This is a genomic window from Amycolatopsis sp. NPDC005232 (assembly GCF_040607795.1).
Taxonomy (GTDB): Bacteria; Actinomycetota; Actinomycetes; order Mycobacteriales; family Pseudonocardiaceae; genus Amycolatopsis.
The window spans coordinates 77,877-95,151 of sequence record NZ_JBEXHL010000001.1; the positions used below are offsets into that span (position 1 = coordinate 77,877).

Below are 17,275 nucleotides of genomic sequence, written 5' to 3' on the forward strand. Positions count from 1 at the left end.
GTCAGTGTGCTCCTGGCGCAGCGGAATGCGCGGCCAAGTTGAGCAGCAGCACGTTCACCCCGGGGACACCGATCCCGGCGCCCGTGGTGTTCGCCTCGACCAGCTCGCGCACCTTGTCCTCGCTCAGCCCCGTGTTCTTCGCGACACGCGGGATCTGCAGGTCGGCGTACGCGACGCTGATCGACGGGTCGAGGCCGGAACCGGAAGCGGTCACGGCGTCCGCCGGCACCTGGGCCGGGGCGACGTTCTCCCGCTTCGCGATGGCGTCCTTGCGCTCGGTGATGGTCTTCACGAGGTCCTCGTTGAACGGGCCCTTGTTCGACGCGCCCGAGGTGGACGGGTCACCGGGGCCGAGCGCGTCCTTCGACAACGCCGAGGGCCGGTTGTGGAACCAGGGGTCGTGCGCCGGGTCGGCCGCGACCGGGTCGATCCCGATCAGCGACGACCCCACGGCCTGCCCGTTCTGCGTGACGACCGAGCCTTCCGCGTTCGACTCCAGGCCCGGGATCCGCCCGATCGCCCACACGGCGAACGGGTAGATCAGCCCGAGCAGCACCGTCATCGCGATGATGACGCGCAGGCCCGCCCAGGTCTGCTTGACCAATGAGTTCATCAGATTCACCCGATTCCAGGGATGTGGCGCACGATCAAGTCGATCACCCAGATACCGAGGAACGGGCTCACGATGCCGCCGAGGCCGTAGATCAGCAGGTTCCGGCGCAGCAGCGCGGAAGCCGACGACGGCCGGTACCGCACGCCCCGCAGGGCCAGCGGGATCAGGGCGACGATGATCAGTGCGTTGAAGATGACGGCCGAGAGGATGGCCGACTGGGGTGTCGCCAGGTGCATGATGTTCAGCGCGCCCAGCTGGGCGAAGATGGACGTGAACATCGCGGGCAGGATGGCGAAGTACTTCGCGAGGTCGTTGGCCACGCTGAAGGTCGTGAGCGCGCCGCGCGTGATGAGCAGCTGCTTGCCGATCTCCACGATCTCGATGAGCTTGGTCGGGTTCGAGTCGAGGTCGACCATGTTGCCGGCCTCCTTCGCGGCCGACGTGCCCGTGTTCATCGCGACGCCGACGTCGGACTGCGCCAGCGCGGGCGCGTCGTTCGTGCCGTCACCCGTCATCGCGACGAGCCGCCCGCCCTCCTGCTCCTTCTTGATGAGCGCCATCTTGTCCTCGGGCTTGGCCTCGGCGAGGTAGTCGTCGACGCCCGCGTCCTCGGCGATGGCCTTGGCGGTGAGCGGGTTGTCACCCGTGATCATCACCGTCTTGATGCCCATCGAACGCAGTTCCTGGAACCGTTCCTTCATGCCCGGCTTGACCACGTCGGACAGGCGGATGACGCCGCGTACGAACGCGCGTCCGCCGGCCGACTCCGCCACCACCAGCGGCGTGCCGCCCTGCTGGCTGATCTCGTCGACGATCCGCTCGGTCTCGTCCGGCATCGCGCCGCCGCGCTCGCGCACCCACTGGCGCACGGCCGAGGTGGCGCCCTTGCGGACCTCGCGGTCGCCGAGGTCGACACCGCTCATCCGCGTCTGCGCCGTGAACGGCACGAACTCGGCGAGCTTCTCGCTGTCACCGGCCTTGTCGGGCAGGCCGTGGTTCGCCGTGATCAGCTCGATGATGCTGCGGCCCTCGGGCGTGCCGTCGGCGAGGCTGGACAGCCGGGCCGCGCGGGCCAGGTCGTCCATTGTGGACCCGCTGACGGGGATCAGCTCGGTGGCCTTGCGGTTGCCGAAGGTGATCGTGCCCGTCTTGTCGAGCAGCAGCGTCGAGACGTCGCCCGCGGCTTCCACCGCGCGCCCGGAGGTGGCCAGCACGTTGCGCTGCACCAGCCGGTCCATGCCCGCGATGCCGATGGCGCTCAGCAGCGCGCCGATCGTGGTCGGGATCAGGCAGACGAGCAGTGCCGTCAGCACGATCACCGACTGTTCCTTGCCCGAGTACCCGGCCATCGGCTGCAGCGCCACCACGGCGAGCAGGAAGATGATGGTCAGGGTCGAGAGCAGGATCGTCAGCGCGATCTCGTTGGGCGTCTTCTGTCGGGAAGCGCCTTCCACCAACGCGATCATGCGATCCACGAAGGACTCACCGGGCTTGGTGGTGATCTTCACGACGATCCGGTCGGACAGCACCGTGGTGCCACCCGTCACGGCCGAGCGGTCGCCGCCCGACTCGCGGATGACCGGCGCCGACTCGCCCGTGATGGCCGACTCGTCGACGGTCGCGATGCCCTCGACGACGTCACCGTCGCCGGGGATGATCTGGCCGGCCTCGACGACCACCAGGTCGCCGACGCGCAGGTCGACCCCGGGCACGCTCTCCTCCGAGCCGTCCTCGGTCAGCCGCCGCGCGACCGTCTCCTTCTTGGACCTGCGCAGTGACTCGGCCTGCGCCTTGCCGCGCCCTTCGGCGACGGCCTCGGCGAGGTTCGCGAACAGCACGGTCAGCCACAGCCACACCGCGACGAGGATCGCGAACACACTCGGCTCGACGATCGCGAACACCGTGGTGAGCGCCGAACCGGCCCACACCACGAACATCACGGGGTTCTTCAGCTGGTGCTTGGGGTTGAGCTTGCGCAGCGCCTCGGGCATCGAGAGCCAGAGCTGGCGCGCGTTGAACGCGCCCGCCCCGACGCGGCCCGCGTTCTCCGCGTGGTGCTGCTGGTCTTCCAGGGGACTTCGAGGGGTTTCGGTGACTGTCATGCCATCGCCTCCGCAATGGGCCCGAGCGCGAGCGCCGGGACGAAAGTGAGGGCCGCGACGAGGACGATGGTTCCGGTGAGCATCGTGGCGAACAGCGGCCCGGTGGTGGGCAGGGTGCCGGCGGTCTCGGGAACCTTCTTCTGCTTGGCCAGCGAACCGGCGAGGCAGAGGACCGCGATGATCGGGATGAACCGGCCGAGCAGCATGGCGACGCCGAACGAGGACTGGAACCAGTTGCTCGTGGCGGTCAGGCCGCCGAAGGCGCTGCCGTTGTTGTTGGCGGTCGAGGCGTAGCCGTAGAGGATCTCCGACAGGCCGTGGGCGCCCGGGTTGCCCAGCGCGCTCTGCGTGTCGGGCATCGCCAGGGCGATCCCGGCGCCGACGAGCACGAGCGTCGGCATCGCGAGCATCGAGATCGCCGCGGCGGTGACTTCCCGCTTGCCGAGCTTCTTGCCCAGGTACTCCGGCGTGCGCCCGACCATGAGGCCCGCGAGGAACATCGCGATCACGGCCATCACGAGGATGCCGTAGAGACCGGTGCCGACGCCGCCCGGCGAGATCTCGCCGAAGAGCATGTTCAGCAACGGCCCGCCGCCGCCCAGACCCGAAAGGCTGTCGTGCGCGCCGTTGATCGCGCCCGTGGACGTACCCGTTGTCGTATCGGCGAAGATCGACGTGAGGCTCAGCCCGAAGCGTTGTTCCTTGCCCTCCATGTTGGCCCCGGCGGCCAGCGCGGCCGGGCTGTTGGTGAAGGACTCCGCGGTCCAGATCAGGACCAGCATGGCGCCCCAGAGCGCGCCCATCACCGACAGCAGGACGTAGCCCTGCTTCTTGTTCCCGACCAGCTGACCGAAGGTGCGGGTGAGGCTCACCGGGATCACGAGGATCAGGAACAGCTCGATGAGGTTCGTCCACGCGTTCGGGTTCTCGAACGGGTGCGCGGAGTTCGCGTTCAGGATGCCGCCACCGTTGGTGCCGAGCTCCTTGATCGTCTCCTGGCTCGCCGCCGGCGCCAGCGCGATGGTGCTCTGGCTGCCGTCGGGGTTCGTCACCGCGACGCCGGAGTGCAGGCTCTGCACCACGCCCAGCCCGATGAGCACGATGGCGAAGACGAACGCCATCGGCAGCAGCACGCGGATCGTGCCGCGCGTGAGGTCCACCCAGAAGTTGCCGAGGCGGTCGGTCTTCGAGCGGATGAACCCGCGCGTCACCGCGATCGCGACGGCCAGGCCCACGCCCGCCGATACGAAGTTCTGCACGGTGAGGCCCGTCATCTGCACGAAGTGGCCCATCGTCGTCTCGGGGACGTAGGACTGCCAGTTCGTGTTCGCCACGAAGCTCGCCGCCGTGTTGAACGCGACCGAGGGCGACACCGCGCCGCGACCGAGGCTCAACGGCAGCACCGACTGCAGGCGCTGCAGCAGGTACAGCAGGATGATCGACGCGAAGGAGAACCCGAGGACCCCGGACGCGTAGGTCTTCCAGTGCTGCTCGGAATCGGGGTTGACGCGGACGATCTTGTAGAAGACCTTCTCGACCCGCCAGTGCTTCTCGTTCGAGAAGACCCGGGCCATGTAGTCGCCGAGCGGTTTGTAGACCACCGCCAGGGCGACGAGCAGTAGACCGACCTGGAGGAGGCCGGCGCCGACATCACTCATCAGAACTTCTCCGGCCTCACCAGTGCGATGAACAGGTAGACGATCAGGCCCAGCGCCAGCAGTCCGCCGACGATGTTGGCCACGGTGCCGGTGCCGCTCACAGCTTCTCCATCCCGCGCAGCGTCAGGGCTAGGACCACAAACACGCCGATCGTCAGCAAGACGTACAACAAGTCGGCCACAAGGCACCTCTCAAGACAGGTCACCCAGGGCGGGTGACCGTTGGACGTCGCAACTGTGCGGTTGTAGCGCTGCGTGATGGAGACGGTCTGACGCCTCCTTGACGCGGCCTCCTTGGCCATTTACGCGTTCTTGACGCCGGGTGACCCCCGCCACCGCCGTTCGCCTGGTACTCGCAGACGTTCGGTTGATCTTGGGTGGTAACTCGACGTAGTTGGTTAGTGACTGGCATCACAAGACGTAGTGGATCTACGACGGAGCGTGCAATTCGGGCAGACATGGCCCGCGGGTCTGTGTTACACCAGTGTTTCGAATAGTTGTATTACCTAAGCAAAATCACGGAGGCACGCGGATGTGCGGAATCGCCGGCTGGGTTTCCTACGACTCTGACCTGTCACAACGGCAGGAGATCGTCGACGCGATGACGGAGACGATGGCGTGCCGCGGCCCGGACGACCGCGGCACGTGGGTGCGCCGCAACGTCGCGCTCGGGCACCGCAGGCTCGCGATCATCGACCTGCCGGGCGGCCGCCAGCCCATGAGTGTGCGCACGCCCAACGGCGAGATCTCCATGGTCTACAGCGGCGAGGCCTACAACTTCACCGAACTTCGTGAAGAACTCACGAAGCTCGGGCACACGTGGGAGACCGACAGTGACACCGAGGTCGTGCTCCACGGGTACCTGCAGTGGGGCGACGCGGTCGTCGACCACCTGAACGGCATGTACGCGTTCGCGATCTGGGACGAGCGCGACCAGAAGCTCGTGATGATCCGCGACCGGATGGGGATCAAGCCGTTCTACTACTACCCGACGCGCGACGGCGTGCTGTTCGGCTCGGAACCCAAGGCGATCCTGGCCAACCCGCTGGCGAAGCGCGAAGTGGACAGCGACGGCCTGCGCGAGCTGTTGGCGTTCACCAAGCGCCCCGGCTGGTCGCTGTGGAAAGGCATGGCCGAGGTCGAGCCGGGCACCGTCGTCACGGTGTCGAAGGAAGGCATCCGCTCCCGCACGTACTGGAAGCTCGACGCGAAGCAGCACACGGACGACCAGGAGACCACCGTCGCGCGCGTGCGCGAGCTGATGACCGACATCGTCAACCGCCAGCTCGTGGCCGACGTGCCGCGTTGCGTGCTGCTCTCGGGCGGGCTCGACTCCAGCGCCGTCACGGGTCTCGCGGCAGCGCGGCTGGCCGAGCAGGGTGAGCAGCTGCGCACGTTCTCGGTCGACTTCACGGGCCAGGAGGAGAACTTCCAGCCGGACGAGATGCGCGACACCCCGGACTCGCCGTTCATCCGCGACGTCGCGAAGCTCGTCGGCTCGGCGCACCAGGACGTGGTGCTCAACCCGGGTGAGCTGTCCGACCCGGAGGTGCGCCGCACCGTGCTGCGGGCGCGCGACATCCCCGCCGGCCTCGGCGACATGGACACGTCGCTGTACCTGCTGTTCAAGGCGATCCGCGGCGAGTCCACCGTGGCCCTGTCGGGCGAGTCGGCCGACGAGGTGTTCGGCGGGTACCGCTGGTTCCACGACGAGTCGGTGCACGCCGACACGTTCCCGTGGCTGGCCTTCCGCTCGGGCCTGATGACGGAGCGGGAAGCGTTGCTGCGCCCCGAAGTCGCCACGCACCTGAGCCTCGGCGACTACGTGGCCGACCAGTACCGCACCGCCGTGGACAAGGTCGAGCACCTCGACGGCGAGTCGGAGCAGGACGCGCGCATGCGCACCATCTGCAACCTCCACCTGAGCCGGTTCGTGCGGATGCTGCTCGACCGCAAGGACCGCGCGTCGATGGCCGTGGGCCTGGAGGTGCGCGTGCCGTTCTGCGACCACCGGCTCGTGGAGTACGTGTACAACACGCCGTGGTCGCTCAAGACGTTCGACGGCCGCGAGAAGAGCCTCCTGCGGCACGCGACCAAGCACGTGCTGCCGGACTCGGTGCGTGACCGCGTGAAGAGCCCGTACCCGTCCACTCAGGACCCCGGGTACCCGGCCGCGTTGCAGCAGCAGGTGAAGGAAGTGCTGGCGGAGCGCGACAACCCGGTGTTCCAGCTCGTGAGCCGCGAGTGGCTCACGAAGGTGTCCGAAGTGGACCCGGTGACGATTGCGCCGACGCAACGGGTGGGGATGGACCGCGCGCTGGACCTCTACCACTGGTTCGACATGTACTCGCCCGAGCTGCAGCTGGATTGAGTTCCCTTGCTTGACGCCGTGGCCCGCCTCCCCCGCGTCCGGGAGGCGGGCCACGGCTCGTCTTCTCGGGTCGGCGGGTCAGAGTTCGAGGCTGGCGTCCACGTCGGCGCCGTGCACGTCGAGGTCCGCGCCGGTGCCGGTGAGCAGGCGGCGGGCGGCGGCGTTGTCCACGGTGGTCGAGGCGATGAACCTCGCCGCGCCACCGTCGCGCGCGGCTTCGAGCAGCACTTCCGTCACGCGCTTGCCGATGCCGCGCCCGCGCACCGAGCGGCCCAGCCACACACCGGCCTCCACCACGACGGACGAGGGCCCGTGCACGGGCTGCAGGCGCGCCGCCCCGGCCGCACGGCCGCCGACCTCAACGAGCCACGTGGTTTCGATCGCGGTGTCCGGGTCGAGGCAGCGCCGCCGGTGGAACGTGAGAAACGCCTGGCGCCGCTCGGGCGTCCAGCCCGGCGGGCCCTCCACCGGAGGCATCACCTCGAGGGGGTCGGCGTCGGCGACCGCGGCCTCGAGCAGCCGGTGCAAGGCCGGCTCGTCGAGGGGGGTCAGCACGATCTCGGAATCGAAGGCTCCGGTCACGCACGGAGCTTGGCACGAGGATCTTGGTCGCGCGACCCGGTAATACGGCTTACCAACGTCTTCCCGGCTTCGCGGAGCAACCGGACGTACGGGGACCACCGCGCCGGCGCCACGACACCGCCGGTCAGCACCCGTTCCGCCTGGTCGAGGCAGTCCTCGATCAGCGCGTCGTGCAGCGGCCGCCAGAACAGCGGCCAGGTGATCCGGGCGGCGCCGCGCAGGTGCGCCGCGAGCACGTGCCGCAGCTCACAACCGTCCGAAGTGTCCTGCACGAGGAACTCGTGGAAACCGTCGATCCCTTGCGGCGAAGTGAATCGGCAACGGAATGACCGTCCTTCGTGGAAGCTTTCCACGAAGTAGCGCACTGGCCCGTGGCCACCCGGGACACCGGGCGCGACCGGGCCGGCGAACCGCATCGGCGGCCACAGCTCGCCCGGCCACAGCCGATCGCCGGGCGCGCCGAGCGTGTCGAGCAGGGCACCCGCGTCGGCGGCGGACACGGGGAACTCGCGAGCGTGAACGTTGAGCACAGCCATGGGACAGCTCCGTTCTAGAGACTTTCCTCCATAACGTATTAGAGCATAGTCTCCACAACATGGGCAGGCCTCCGGCTTACACGACCGCGCAGTTCCTCGACGCGGCCACCGCACTGTTCGCCGGGGGCGGCGCGCGCGCCGTGACGATGGCCGCCACAGCGAAAGCCACGGGCGCCCCCAACGGCTCGATCTACCACCGCTTCGCCGACCGCCCGGAACTCCTGGCCGCCCTGTGGATCACGACGCTGCGCGACTTCCAGGACGACTTCATTGCCCTGCTGGGTCCGGCCCCCTCAGTGGACGACGCCATCGCCGCCGCCGCCGGCGTCGTCCACTGGTGCCGCCGCCACCCGGCCGGCGCGCACGTGCTGGACGCGGGGAAGCAGGCGTTCTCCCCGGCCGATTGGTCTCCGTCCGCGACCGCCGACCTCGCGCGCGCCGAGAACGAACTGAAAGCCGCGATCAAACACGCCACGGCGACGCTGCCGTCCTCCGTCGGCTGCACCGCGGAAGACGTGGTGCTGGCGCTCGTCGAGGTTCCACGCGCCGTGGTCCACCGCTACCTCACCGGCGGCCGGACGCCACCGCCGAAGGCCGCCGACCTGGTGGCCCACTCGGCCCGCAAGCTGCTCCGTCCCTGACCGCACTCGCTCGCAGGCACCCAATGCACCGAACCTCAGCCGCGTCCGGTTGAGGAAGATTTATCCCCTATTTGAGCCGTAACGACGTTTTGCCCTCATCGTCTTGACCCACATTGTGAACGTGTGCCCATAATTCGGGCCAACTTACCCGGGGAGCCGGGCGGACAGTGTGCAACGTCGCACGAGCGGACGGACAAAACTCTTATGTCGGACACGGCAATCTTGATCAACACGGCGGTCGCGATCATCGCGATCGCCGTGCTGATCGTCAGGTTCAAGCTGAACCCGCTGATCGCACTGGTGATCGGCTGCTGCTATCTGGGGCTCGCCACCGGGCTGGGCGTCGGGAAGACCGTCGACGCCATCAGCTCGGGCTTCGGCGACATCATGGCCGAGATCGGCCTGCTCATCGCCTTCGGCGTGCTCATGGGCGCGATCCTGCGCGATCTCAGAGCGATCGAGCGGCTGGTGGACCGCCTGATGCACGCGGTCGGGCCGAAACGGATCCCGTACGCGCTGGCGCTGACGATCTCCACTTTCCTGCAGTCGATCTACCTGGACGTGCTGCTGGTGATCGCCGCGCCGCTGGCCAAGGGCATCGCGCCCCGGCTGGGCAAGTTCGGCACCGCGCGGATGGCCACCGCACTGGCGATCGGGCTGGAGTGCGGCATCATCTTCACCGTTCCGGGCGTCGGCGCGCTCGCGCTCGCCGGGCTGCTGCACGTGCCCCTGGGCACCTACTTGCTGTACGGCCTGATCGTGGTCATCCCGACGGTCGTCATCGCGATCTTCGTGTCCACTTTCCTGCTCACGCGCGGCTGGTGGAAGCCGGCCATGGACGAGCAGGACGTCGCCGCCTCGGAAACCCCGAAGACCGAACCCGCCGATGACGATGACGATGACCGGGCTCCGACGGGCGCCGAGCCCGTCGCGGGTGGCGGCGCCACAGCCACTCTCGTCGAGACGCGGCAGCGGGCCGAGCCCCGGCTGTTCGTGCTCCTGGCCCCGCTCGTCGTCGCGTTGCTGCTGGTCGCCACCGGAGCCATCGCCGAGATGGCGCACTGGTCGAACCCGGTCGTCGCGCTGCTGTCCACGCCGATGGTGGCCCTGCTGATCGGGCTCGTCGGGACGTGCCTCGTCGGCCGCTGGTACGCCGGCCAGCCCCGGGTGGAGAAGGCGCTCGCGGCCGGGCTGCGCCAGAGCGGGCAGATCCTGCTGCTGAGCGGTGTCGGTGGCTCGCTCGCGGCCGTCATCAAGGCCGTCGGCCTCGGTGACATCCTCGGCAAGTACCTCTCGGCCGGCGCGTGGGCGCCGCTGCTCGTGGTCTGGGTGATCGCCGCGGTGCTGCACATCGCGGTCGGCTCGGTGACGATCTCCGCGATCACCGCCGCGGGCCTGCTCGCCCCGGTGGCACCGGCGCTCGGGATCAACCCGGTACTCATCGCACTCGCCGCGGGCGCGGGCTCGCTCTTCCTCGTGCACCTGACCAGCAACACGTTCTGGCTGCTGCAAGCACTGATGGGCCAGACGACGCGGGGCACGCTGAAGACCTGCTCGGTGGGCGTCTCGATCGCGTCGGTCACCGCGTTGGGCCCGATCCTCGCCCTGAGCCTGGTGCTGTGACCAATACGAGAGAGGACCCGATGACCCAGCTGCCGCTTTCGGGCGTGCGAGTGCTCGAACTCGGCAACTACATCGCCGGACCGACCGCCGGACGGCTGCTCGCGGACTTCGGCGCCGAGGTGATCAAGGTCGAGCGGCCCGGCCGCGGCGACGAACTGCGGAACTGGCGGCTGCACGCGGGCGACACCTCGATGCTGTTCCGCACGATCAACCGCAACAAGAAGTCCGTGGTGCTCGACCTGAAGACCCCGGACGGTCGCGCCGCAGTGCTCGACCTCGTCGGGCACTGCGACGTGGTGATCGAGAACTTCCGGCCGGGCACGCTCGAAGCGTGGGGCCTCGGCCCCGACCGGCTCGAGGAGGCGAACCCCGACGTCGTGCTCGCGCGCATCTCCGCGTTCGGGCAGACCGGACCGCTCGCGCAGCGGCCGGGATTCGCCGCGGTGGCCGAGGCCTTCGGCGGGTTGCGGGAGCTCGTCGGAGAGGCAGACCGGCCGCCGTCACGGGTCGGGGTGTCGATCGGCGACTCGATCGCCGGGCTGTACGCGGCGTTCGGTGTGCTGGTCGCGTTGCGCGAGATCTCGGTGCGGGGCAAGGGGAAGCGCGGCCCGCTACGGGACCGGGTGGTCGATGTCGCGCTGCACGAAGCGGTGTTCTCCATGATGGAGTCGCTCGTGCCCGACCACCTCGCCCACGGCGTGGAGCGGCAGCGGGTCGGTGGCCGGATGGAGGGCATCGCGCCCAGCAACGCCTACCGGTGCGCCGACGGCACGAGCGTGGTGATCGCCGGCAACGGCGACTCGATCTTCGGCCGCTACATGCGGGCCATCGACCGGCCCGACCTCGCCGACGACCCGGGGCTCGCGACCAACGCCGGCCGGTGGGCACGGCGAGACGAGCTGGACCGCGCCATCTCGGAGTGGACCGCCGAACGCAACCGCGAGGAGGTGCTCACGGCCCTCGACGACGCCGCTGTCCCGGCGGGTCCCATCTACACCGCCGCCGACATCTGCGCCGACGAGCAGTACCGCGCCCGCGCCATGATCCAGACGTTGCCGGTCGACGTCGGCGGCGACGAACCGGCCGACGTCGGGTTCCCCGGGATCGTGCCCGTGCTGGGCACACGGTCGCTGCCGGTTCGCTCGGTGGGCCCGGATCTCGGCGCGCACACCCGTGAGGTGCTGCGCGACGTGCTCGGCCGGGGCGACGACGAGATCGAAGCCATCGCGGGAGGACGGGCATGACGCTCCGGGACGTGACACTGCGGGACGGGTTGCAGCTGACGGGCAAGCCGCTCCCGACCGACCACAAGATCGCCCTTGTGCGCGAACTGCTCGCGCTGGGTGTACCCGCCGTCGAGGTGGGCTCGATGGCCCGTCCCGACCTCGTGCCGTCGCTGGCCGACACCCCCGAGGTGCTGGCCGCGCTGACTCCGGCGGAGCTCGCGCGTTGCTGGGTGTGGGTCGCCACGCCGCGGCACGTCGAGAAGGCAGCGGCCGCCGGCGCGGTCAACTTCCAGTACTGCCTTTCCGCTTCGGACGCGCACAACCGGGCCAACCTCGGCCGGTCCACCGAGGACAGTCTGGCGGCCATGCCGGCGGCGGTGGCGAACGCGGGCGGCGGGCGGGTGCAGCTGTGCATCGCCACGTCGTTCACGTGTCCGTTCCGCGGCGAGGTGCACCCGGAGCGGGTGCTCGCGATCGCCGACGATCCGCGGACAGCCGGCGCTGTGGACGTCGTCGTGTGCGACACGCTGGGGCAAGCCGTGCCCGCGCAGGTCACGAGCCTGGTCCGCGAAGTCGCGCGGCGGGGCCGGCGCGTCGTGTACCACGGCCACGACACCTGGGGGCTCGGCGTCGCGAACTCGCTCGCGGCGCTGGCCGCCGGCGCCGACGAGGTCGACGGCGCGCTCGGCGGCCTCGGCGGCTGCCCGTTCGCGCCAGGCGCCAGTGGCAACGCCTCGACCGAGGACCTGTTGTTCGCGCTGCGTCCCGAATGGCTCACGCCGTGCGTGTTCGCTCGCCTCGTGCGCCTCGCCGGGGACCTGCTCGACGAGCTGGGCGAACCGAACCGGTCGCGGGCCGGCCAGGGCGCGCGCACCAGTGCCATGGCCTTCCCGTGGGCACTCTGACCGGCGTCAGTCCGGCATGCGGCCGCCGAGCGCACGGGTGATGCGCTCGGCGTGCTCGACGACGAGGTCGACCCACTCGACGCACTTCTCGTACGGCATCCGCAGCGTCGGGCCCTGCACGACGACCGCGCCGACCAGGTCGGCGGCGGAGTCGAACACGGGCGCCGCGACACCCGACGCGCTGTCGACCCGCTCCCCCACCGTGATCGCGTACCGGTCGGCCGCGGTCTGCTTGATGAGCTTGCGCAGCTCGTCGCGGTCGGTGACCGTGCCGGCGGTCAGCTGAGGCAGCTCGTGGCCCAGCACCTGCTCGGTCAGGTCCGGGTTCCACGCCAGCAGGACGCGCCCCGACGCACCGACCGAGACGGGCGCGATCCGGCCGACCGACATCTCCCGGCGCAGCCCGTGGCGGGTCTCGGCGACGGCGATGCACACCCGGTGCTCTCCCTCCACCCGGAAGAAACACGCGGTCTCGCCGGTGACGTCACGCAGGTCCTTCAGCACCGGGTTGACCACCGCGAGCACGTCGACCTCCCGCGCGGCGGCGGCCGCCCAGTACGCCATCTTCACGCCGATCCGGAACCGGTCGTCGACCCGGTCGAGGAACCCGTGGGCGACGAGGTTCGTCACCAGCCGCTGGACCGTCGAGGACGGGATCCCGGTGGCCTGCTGGATGTCCCGCAACGTCAGCGACGGCTCCCGCAGGGTGAACGCGTTGAGGATCTCGGTGATCTTCCCGAGCACGAGCAGCGGTGTATGGCCGCCCGCGCCACCGGCGAGGCCGGCCTCGTTCTCGTCACGACCAGGCATGGTTCGAACATACGACACGGCAGGGGTGCCGTCCCACCGCGCCGGTTTCAGGGGCCGTTTCAGGGGGCCGTTCGAGGGGATGAGGTCAGAAGCCTGCGGGCAGGTGCGGCGCGTAGTTCTCCTCGAGCCGCTCCAGGTCCTTGTCACTCAGCTCGAGGTCCACGGCGGCGACCGCGTCCGCGACGTGGCCCGGCTTGGTGGCGCCGAAGATCGGGGCCGTCACGGCGGGCTTGTGCAGCATCCACGCCAGCGCGACCTGCGCCCGCGACACCCCGCGCTCCGCGGCGATCTCCGCCACCGCCCGCGACACCAGACGGTCGGCTTCCTCGGCCTGCGAGTAGAGCTTCTGGGCGAACCGGTCGCTTTCGCTGCGCTTCGTCGACTCGTCCCAGTCGCGCGTGAGCTTGCCGCGCGCGAGCGGGCTCCACGGCAGCACGCCGACGCCCTGGTCGAGGCAGAACGGGTGCATCTCCCGCTCCTCCTCGCGCTGGATGAGGTTGTACTGGTCCTGCATGGACACGAACCGCGTCCAGCCCCCGAGGTCGGCGACGTACTGCGCCTGCGCGAACTGCCACGCCCACATCGACGACGCGCCGAGGTACCGCACCTTGCCGGCGCGCACGAGGTCGTGCAGCGCCTCCATCGTCTCCTCGATCGGGGTGTTCACGTCGTAGCGGTGAATCTGGTACAGGTCCACGTAATCCGTGCCGAGGCGGCGCAGGCTGGCGTCGATCTGCGTCATGATGGCGCCGCGCGACAGGCCGGCGCCGCATGCGCCCGGGCCCATCCGGTTGTAGACCTTGGTGGCGATCACGACCTCTTCGCGCCGGGCGAGCTCCCCGAGCAGCTTGCCGGTGATCTCCTCGCTCGAGCCGTCGGAGTAGGTGTTGGCGGTGTCGAACGTGGTGATCCCGGCCTCCACCGCCTCCCGGAAGAACGGCCGCGACTCGTCGAGCCCCAGCGACCACTCGTGGCCTCCCCGGCCCGGGTCGCCGTAACTCATGCACCCGAGGATCACCCGCGAGACCTGCAGGCCACTCGATCCCAACCGGACGTACTCCATCGAAGGCCACTCCTGTCGTGTCGCCGAAAACCCTCGCCGGCGCAGCCTAGCGACGGACGTCGGCCACGGACACCGATCGGCGCTCGTGGCGGGAAAGCTCACACGCCTCGGCGATGTAGAACGCCTCCAACGCATCCGCCGCCGTCGCCGGGCTGGGGAGGTGGCGGGCGGCGACGGAGAGGAACGTCTTCAGCTCGGCCGCGTACGCGGGGCGGAACCGTTCCATGAAGCCCGGGTACGCGGGCCCGGGCAGCGGGGCGAAGCCGGGCTCGGCGGAGTGCAGCGGGGCGCGGTCGTCGAGGCCCACGATGGTGTTGCCGAGGGAGCCGAGGGCCTCGAAGCGGACGTCGTAGCCCGCGCCGTTGTAGCGGGTGAGCGAAACCGTGGCGAGGGTGCCGTCGTCCAGCGTCAAGGTGGCGGCCGCGGTGTCGACGTCGCCCGCGGCGGCGAAGAACTGGTCGCCGCGGTTGGCGCCCAGGGCGTAGACCTCGGTGACCTCGCGGCCGGTGACCCAGCGGATGACGTCGAAGTCGTGCACACCGCAGTCGCGGAAGAGGCCGCCGGAGTGGGGGACGTACTCCGCGGGCGGGGGTTCCGGGTCGAGGGTGGTGGCGCGGATCGTGTGCAGCCAGCCGAGCTCGCCGCTCGCGACGGCGGCGCGCGCGGCCCGGTAACCGGCGTCGAAGCGGCGCTGGAAGCCGATCTGCACCGGCACGTCGGAGCCGACGATGCGGTCGATCACCGCGAGCGTGCCCGCGATGTCCGCGGCCACCGGCTTCTCGCAGAACACCGGCAGGCCGGCGTCGACGGCCTTGACGATGAGTTCCGGGTGCGCGTCCGTTGCCGCGGTGACGACGAGGGCGTCGAGGCCGGCCGCGAACAACGCGTCGATCCCGTCGGCGACCTCGACGCCCAGCTTCGCGGCCGCCGAGCGCGCACGGGCCGGGTCGACGTCGGCGACGACCACCGAGGACACCTCGGCGAAGCTCTTCAGAGTTTCCGCGTGGGCGGTGCCGATCCGGCCGGTGCCCGCAAGTCCCAACCTCATCGTGGCAGTCCTCCTCGTTGTCGTGCGGGGAAACCTCGTGCGGCGAAACGCTCAACGGCGCCCGGTGGTCGAGCGGACCACCAGGGAGGGGTGCAACAGGTGCCGGACCGGCGTCGTACGCTCGCCGCGCACGCGCTCCAGCAGGGCGTCGAAGGCCAGCCGGCCCATCTCGGTACGCGGCTGGTCCACAGTGGTCAGTGAGACGTGCCGCAGCGAAGCCAGCGACGTGTTGTCGTAGCCGACCACGGACACGTCATCAGGCACGCGCAACCCGTTGTCCTCCAACGTGGAGATCGCGCCCACGGCGTTGAAGTCGTTGCCCGCCACCAACCCGGTGGGCAGGTCGGCCCCGTCGTACGTGCTCAGCAGTTCCAGCACGGCCTTCTCCCCCGCCGTGTCGGTGTGCTCGCTGCGCACCACGATCGGTTCGAGCCCGTGCGCCGTCATCGCCCGCCGGAACCCCCGCCGACGCGCGGCGGCACCGGCCGCTCCCCCGCCGTCGAGGTGCGCGATCCGGTGGTGCCCCAGCCCCACCAGGTGCTCGACGGCCAGCGCCGACCCCGCCTCACCGTCGTCGTTCACCGTGTCCACCCCGGCCGCGCGCGAAGTCCGCGACACGAGCACCACCGGACATTGGCGGGCCGCGGCCTCGATCGCCGAAGCGGGCACCACCGGCGACAGCAGGATCAACCCCGCCGGCCGAAAGGACAACAGGCTGCGCAACGCGGCGCTCTCCCGCGAAGGCACGCGCCCACCGGTGTTGAGGATGAGGTCGAACCCGGCCGCCTGCGCCGCCGCGTCGAGACCCTCGACCACGTCGGCGAAAAACGCGTTGCGCAGATCGTTCACCATCACGCCGAGCACGGTCGACGTGCGGCTGGCGAGCGAGCGCGCCATCACGTGCGGCGAGTAGCCCAGCTCGTCGGCCGCCTTCAGCACAGCTTCGCGACGCAGCGCCGAAACATTGGGCGCACCCCGCATCACGAGGGACACGAGCGCGCGCGAAACCCCCGCCCGCGCGGCGACGTCCTCCATGGTGGGCTTCACGATTCGCTTGCCTCTCCGCCGGAACCGGCCGGAAACCGGCCCTTGACTCGGGTGTGGCCGACGCTACAAGCTTGGAGCGCTCTAATCAATAGAGCGCTCCAACGCGCACTGAACGGGCCAACGCCAGTCACCGCACGGAAGTGGGCAGCCATGACCGCGAACATCCGCATCGCCGCCGCACCGATCTCCTGGGGGGTGTGCGAAGTGCCGGGCTGGGGCCGCGTCCTCGACGCGCCGACCGTGCTCGGAGAGATGGCGGAGCTCGGCATCACCGCCACCGAGCTCGGCCCGCCCGGGTACCTGCCACGCGATCCGGCCGAGCTGAAAAAGCTCCTCGGCGGTCACGGTCTCAACCTCATCGGCGGTTTCCTCGCCGTGGTGCTGCACGAAAACCCCGAAGCCGCGCTGGCCGAAGCCGAGGACTCCGCCGCGCTCTTCGCCGCGTGCGGGGCCGAGGTGCTCGTGCTCGCCGCCGCGACCGGGCTCGACGGCTACGACGAACGGCCCGCTCTCACCGACGCCGAGTGGGCCACCCTGATCACCACGGCCGGCCGGATCCGCGACGTCGCGGCCCGCCACGGCCTCAAGACCGTGCTGCACCCCCACGTCGGCACCCACGCCGAGACGCGAGCCGAGGTCGAACGGTTCCTCACCGACTCCGACCTACCGCTGTGCCTCGACACCGGTCACCTGCTGATCGGCGGCACCGATCCCGTCGAGCTGGCGCGGCGGCACCCGGACCGGATCGGGCACCTGCACCTCAAGGACGTGCGCGGTGAGCTGGCCGAAGCCGTCCGCAAGGGCACCGTCGGGTACACCGAGGCCGTGGGCAAAGGTCTGTACGTCCCGCTCGGTGAGGGTGACGTGGACATCGAAGCCATGGTTCGCTTCGTGCACGAAGCGGGCTACGACGGCTGGTACGTGCTGGAGCAGGACACGGCGCTCGACGAGCGCAGCCCCGTGGACCTGCCGAAGCGGGACGTGGCGACGAGTCTGGCCTGCCTCGGGGCGATCGTCGGCCGCCTGGCCGGCTGAGAAGACAACGAGGAAA

General features: G+C 69.9%; 17 protein-coding genes. 6 read left to right on the plus strand and 11 right to left on the minus strand.

Translation table 11 applies throughout. The features are described 5' to 3' along the window. Nucleotide 1: 1 nt before the first annotated feature. Genes ABZU76_RS00375 through ABZU76_RS00395 form a run of 5 tightly spaced genes read right to left on the minus strand, consistent with a single transcriptional unit; the run spans nt 2 to nt 4,674 of the window. Entirely contained in the window at nt 2-613 is a 612-nt protein-coding gene (locus ABZU76_RS00375) for a potassium-transporting ATPase subunit C (protein WP_354863603.1), read from the minus strand. A 5-nt stretch (nt 614-618) separates the two neighbouring features. Next, complete coding sequence (gene kdpB / locus ABZU76_RS00380; protein WP_354863605.1) at nt 619-2,715, minus strand: potassium-transporting ATPase subunit KdpB; 2,097 nt, start codon at nt 2,713-2,715, stop codon at nt 619-621. After that, nucleotides 2,712-4,373: a potassium-transporting ATPase subunit KdpA gene (gene kdpA / locus ABZU76_RS00385; protein ID WP_354863607.1), complete on the minus strand. Its 1,662-nt coding sequence runs from the start codon at nt 4,371-4,373 to the stop codon at nt 2,712-2,714. Before kdpA ends, kdpB begins: the two co-directional genes overlap by 4 nt. After that, nucleotides 4,373-4,474: a K(+)-transporting ATPase subunit F gene (gene kdpF, locus ABZU76_RS00390; RefSeq protein WP_354863609.1), complete on the minus strand. Its 102-nt coding sequence runs from the start codon at nt 4,472-4,474 to the stop codon at nt 4,373-4,375. Before kdpF ends, kdpA begins: the two co-directional genes overlap by 1 nt. Then, on the minus strand, nt 4,471-4,674 hold the full coding sequence (locus tag ABZU76_RS00395) for a hypothetical protein (protein WP_354863611.1): 204 nt from the start codon (nt 4,672-4,674) through the stop codon (nt 4,471-4,473). The genes kdpF and ABZU76_RS00395 overlap by 4 nt, the downstream gene beginning before the upstream one ends. Nucleotides 4,675-4,904: 230 nt before the next feature. On the opposite strand from ABZU76_RS00395, the gene asnB reads away from it, so the two are divergent. Then, complete coding sequence (asnB, locus tag ABZU76_RS00400) at nt 4,905-6,743, plus strand: asparagine synthase (glutamine-hydrolyzing) (protein ID WP_354863613.1); 1,839 nt, start codon at nt 4,905-4,907, stop codon at nt 6,741-6,743. Between the two features lie 78 nt (nt 6,744-6,821). Here asnB and ABZU76_RS00405 read toward each other — a convergent pair whose 3' ends face one another. Further along, nucleotides 6,822-7,325: a GNAT family N-acetyltransferase gene (locus ABZU76_RS00405; protein WP_354863615.1), complete on the minus strand. Its 504-nt coding sequence runs from the start codon at nt 7,323-7,325 to the stop codon at nt 6,822-6,824. Further along, entirely contained in the window at nt 7,322-7,861 is a 540-nt protein-coding gene (locus ABZU76_RS00410; protein ID WP_354863617.1) for an SRPBCC family protein, read from the minus strand. Before ABZU76_RS00410 ends, ABZU76_RS00405 begins: the two co-directional genes overlap by 4 nt. 59 nt (nt 7,862-7,920) lie before the next feature. Between ABZU76_RS00410 and ABZU76_RS00415 the strand changes: the two genes are divergently transcribed. The 4 genes from ABZU76_RS00415 to ABZU76_RS00430 all read left to right on the plus strand — a co-directional run bounded on the left by ABZU76_RS00415 (nt 7,921) and on the right by ABZU76_RS00430 (nt 12,256). Then, complete coding sequence (locus tag ABZU76_RS00415; RefSeq protein ID WP_354863619.1) at nt 7,921-8,502, plus strand: TetR/AcrR family transcriptional regulator; 582 nt, start codon at nt 7,921-7,923, stop codon at nt 8,500-8,502. A gap of 204 nt (nt 8,503-8,706) precedes the next feature. Beyond that, nucleotides 8,707-10,125 (plus strand): SLC13 family permease, encoded by a 1,419-nt coding sequence (locus ABZU76_RS00420; RefSeq protein WP_354863621.1) that lies wholly within the window; start codon nt 8,707-8,709, stop codon nt 10,123-10,125. Nucleotides 10,126-10,145: 20 nt separating this feature from the next. After that, the gene (locus tag ABZU76_RS00425; protein ID WP_354864705.1) at nt 10,146-11,369 is read left to right on the plus strand and encodes a CoA transferase; all 1,224 of its coding nucleotides are present in this window, start codon (nt 10,146-10,148) and stop codon (nt 11,367-11,369) included. After that, entirely contained in the window at nt 11,366-12,256 is an 891-nt protein-coding gene (locus ABZU76_RS00430; RefSeq protein ID WP_354863623.1) for a hydroxymethylglutaryl-CoA lyase, read from the plus strand. Before ABZU76_RS00425 ends, ABZU76_RS00430 begins: the two co-directional genes overlap by 4 nt. Before the next feature lie 6 nt (nt 12,257-12,262). Here ABZU76_RS00430 and ABZU76_RS00435 read toward each other — a convergent pair whose 3' ends face one another. The 4 genes from ABZU76_RS00435 to ABZU76_RS00450 all read right to left on the minus strand — a co-directional run bounded on the left by ABZU76_RS00435 (nt 12,263) and on the right by ABZU76_RS00450 (nt 16,227). Further along, complete coding sequence (locus ABZU76_RS00435; protein ID WP_220237741.1) at nt 12,263-13,066, minus strand: IclR family transcriptional regulator; 804 nt, start codon at nt 13,064-13,066, stop codon at nt 12,263-12,265. Nucleotides 13,067-13,151: 85 nt separating this feature from the next. Further along, on the minus strand, nt 13,152-14,129 hold the full coding sequence (locus tag ABZU76_RS00440; protein WP_354863625.1) for an aldo/keto reductase: 978 nt from the start codon (nt 14,127-14,129) through the stop codon (nt 13,152-13,154). Nucleotides 14,130-14,175: 46 nt separating this feature from the next. Continuing rightward, nucleotides 14,176-15,177 (minus strand): Gfo/Idh/MocA family oxidoreductase, encoded by a 1,002-nt coding sequence (locus ABZU76_RS00445; RefSeq protein WP_354863627.1) that lies wholly within the window; start codon nt 15,175-15,177, stop codon nt 14,176-14,178. Between the two features lie 51 nt (nt 15,178-15,228). Continuing rightward, a complete protein-coding gene (locus tag ABZU76_RS00450) occupies nt 15,229-16,227 on the minus strand; it encodes a LacI family DNA-binding transcriptional regulator (RefSeq protein WP_354864707.1) in 999 nt (332 codons plus the stop codon). A 147-nt stretch (nt 16,228-16,374) separates the two neighbouring features. On the opposite strand from ABZU76_RS00450, the gene ABZU76_RS00455 reads away from it, so the two are divergent. Further along, complete coding sequence (locus ABZU76_RS00455; protein WP_354863629.1) at nt 16,375-17,259, plus strand: sugar phosphate isomerase/epimerase; 885 nt, start codon at nt 16,375-16,377, stop codon at nt 17,257-17,259. Nucleotides 17,260-17,275 lie beyond the last annotated feature (16 nt).

Excerpts from the sequence above, each read along its gene's own strand:
- ABZU76_RS00375 (WP_354863603.1), bottom strand. The coding sequence starts at position 613 with ATGAACTCATTGGTCAAGCAGACCTGGGCGGGCCTGCGCGTCATCATC.
- kdpB (WP_354863605.1), bottom strand. The coding sequence starts at position 2,715 with ATGACAGTCACCGAAACCCCTCGAAGTCCCCTGGAAGACCAGCAGCAC.
- kdpA (WP_354863607.1), bottom strand. The coding sequence starts at position 4,373 with ATGAGTGATGTCGGCGCCGGCCTCCTCCAGGTCGGTCTACTGCTCGTC.
- ABZU76_RS00395 (WP_354863611.1), bottom strand. The coding sequence starts at position 4,674 with ATGGCCAAGGAGGCCGCGTCAAGGAGGCGTCAGACCGTCTCCATCACG.
- asnB (WP_354863613.1), top strand. The coding sequence starts at position 4,905 with ATGTGCGGAATCGCCGGCTGGGTTTCCTACGACTCTGACCTGTCACAA.
- ABZU76_RS00410 (WP_354863617.1), bottom strand. The coding sequence starts at position 7,861 with ATGGCTGTGCTCAACGTTCACGCTCGCGAGTTCCCCGTGTCCGCCGCC.
- ABZU76_RS00415 (WP_354863619.1), top strand. The coding sequence starts at position 7,921 with ATGGGCAGGCCTCCGGCTTACACGACCGCGCAGTTCCTCGACGCGGCC.
- ABZU76_RS00420 (WP_354863621.1), top strand. The coding sequence starts at position 8,707 with ATGTCGGACACGGCAATCTTGATCAACACGGCGGTCGCGATCATCGCG.
- ABZU76_RS00425 (WP_354864705.1), top strand. The coding sequence starts at position 10,146 with ATGACCCAGCTGCCGCTTTCGGGCGTGCGAGTGCTCGAACTCGGCAAC.
- ABZU76_RS00430 (WP_354863623.1), top strand. The coding sequence starts at position 11,366 with ATGACGCTCCGGGACGTGACACTGCGGGACGGGTTGCAGCTGACGGGC.
- ABZU76_RS00435 (WP_220237741.1), bottom strand. The coding sequence starts at position 13,066 with ATGCCTGGTCGTGACGAGAACGAGGCCGGCCTCGCCGGTGGCGCGGGC.
- ABZU76_RS00440 (WP_354863625.1), bottom strand. The coding sequence starts at position 14,129 with ATGGAGTACGTCCGGTTGGGATCGAGTGGCCTGCAGGTCTCGCGGGTG.
- ABZU76_RS00445 (WP_354863627.1), bottom strand. The coding sequence starts at position 15,177 with ATGAGGTTGGGACTTGCGGGCACCGGCCGGATCGGCACCGCCCACGCG.
- ABZU76_RS00455 (WP_354863629.1), top strand. The coding sequence starts at position 16,375 with ATGACCGCGAACATCCGCATCGCCGCCGCACCGATCTCCTGGGGGGTG.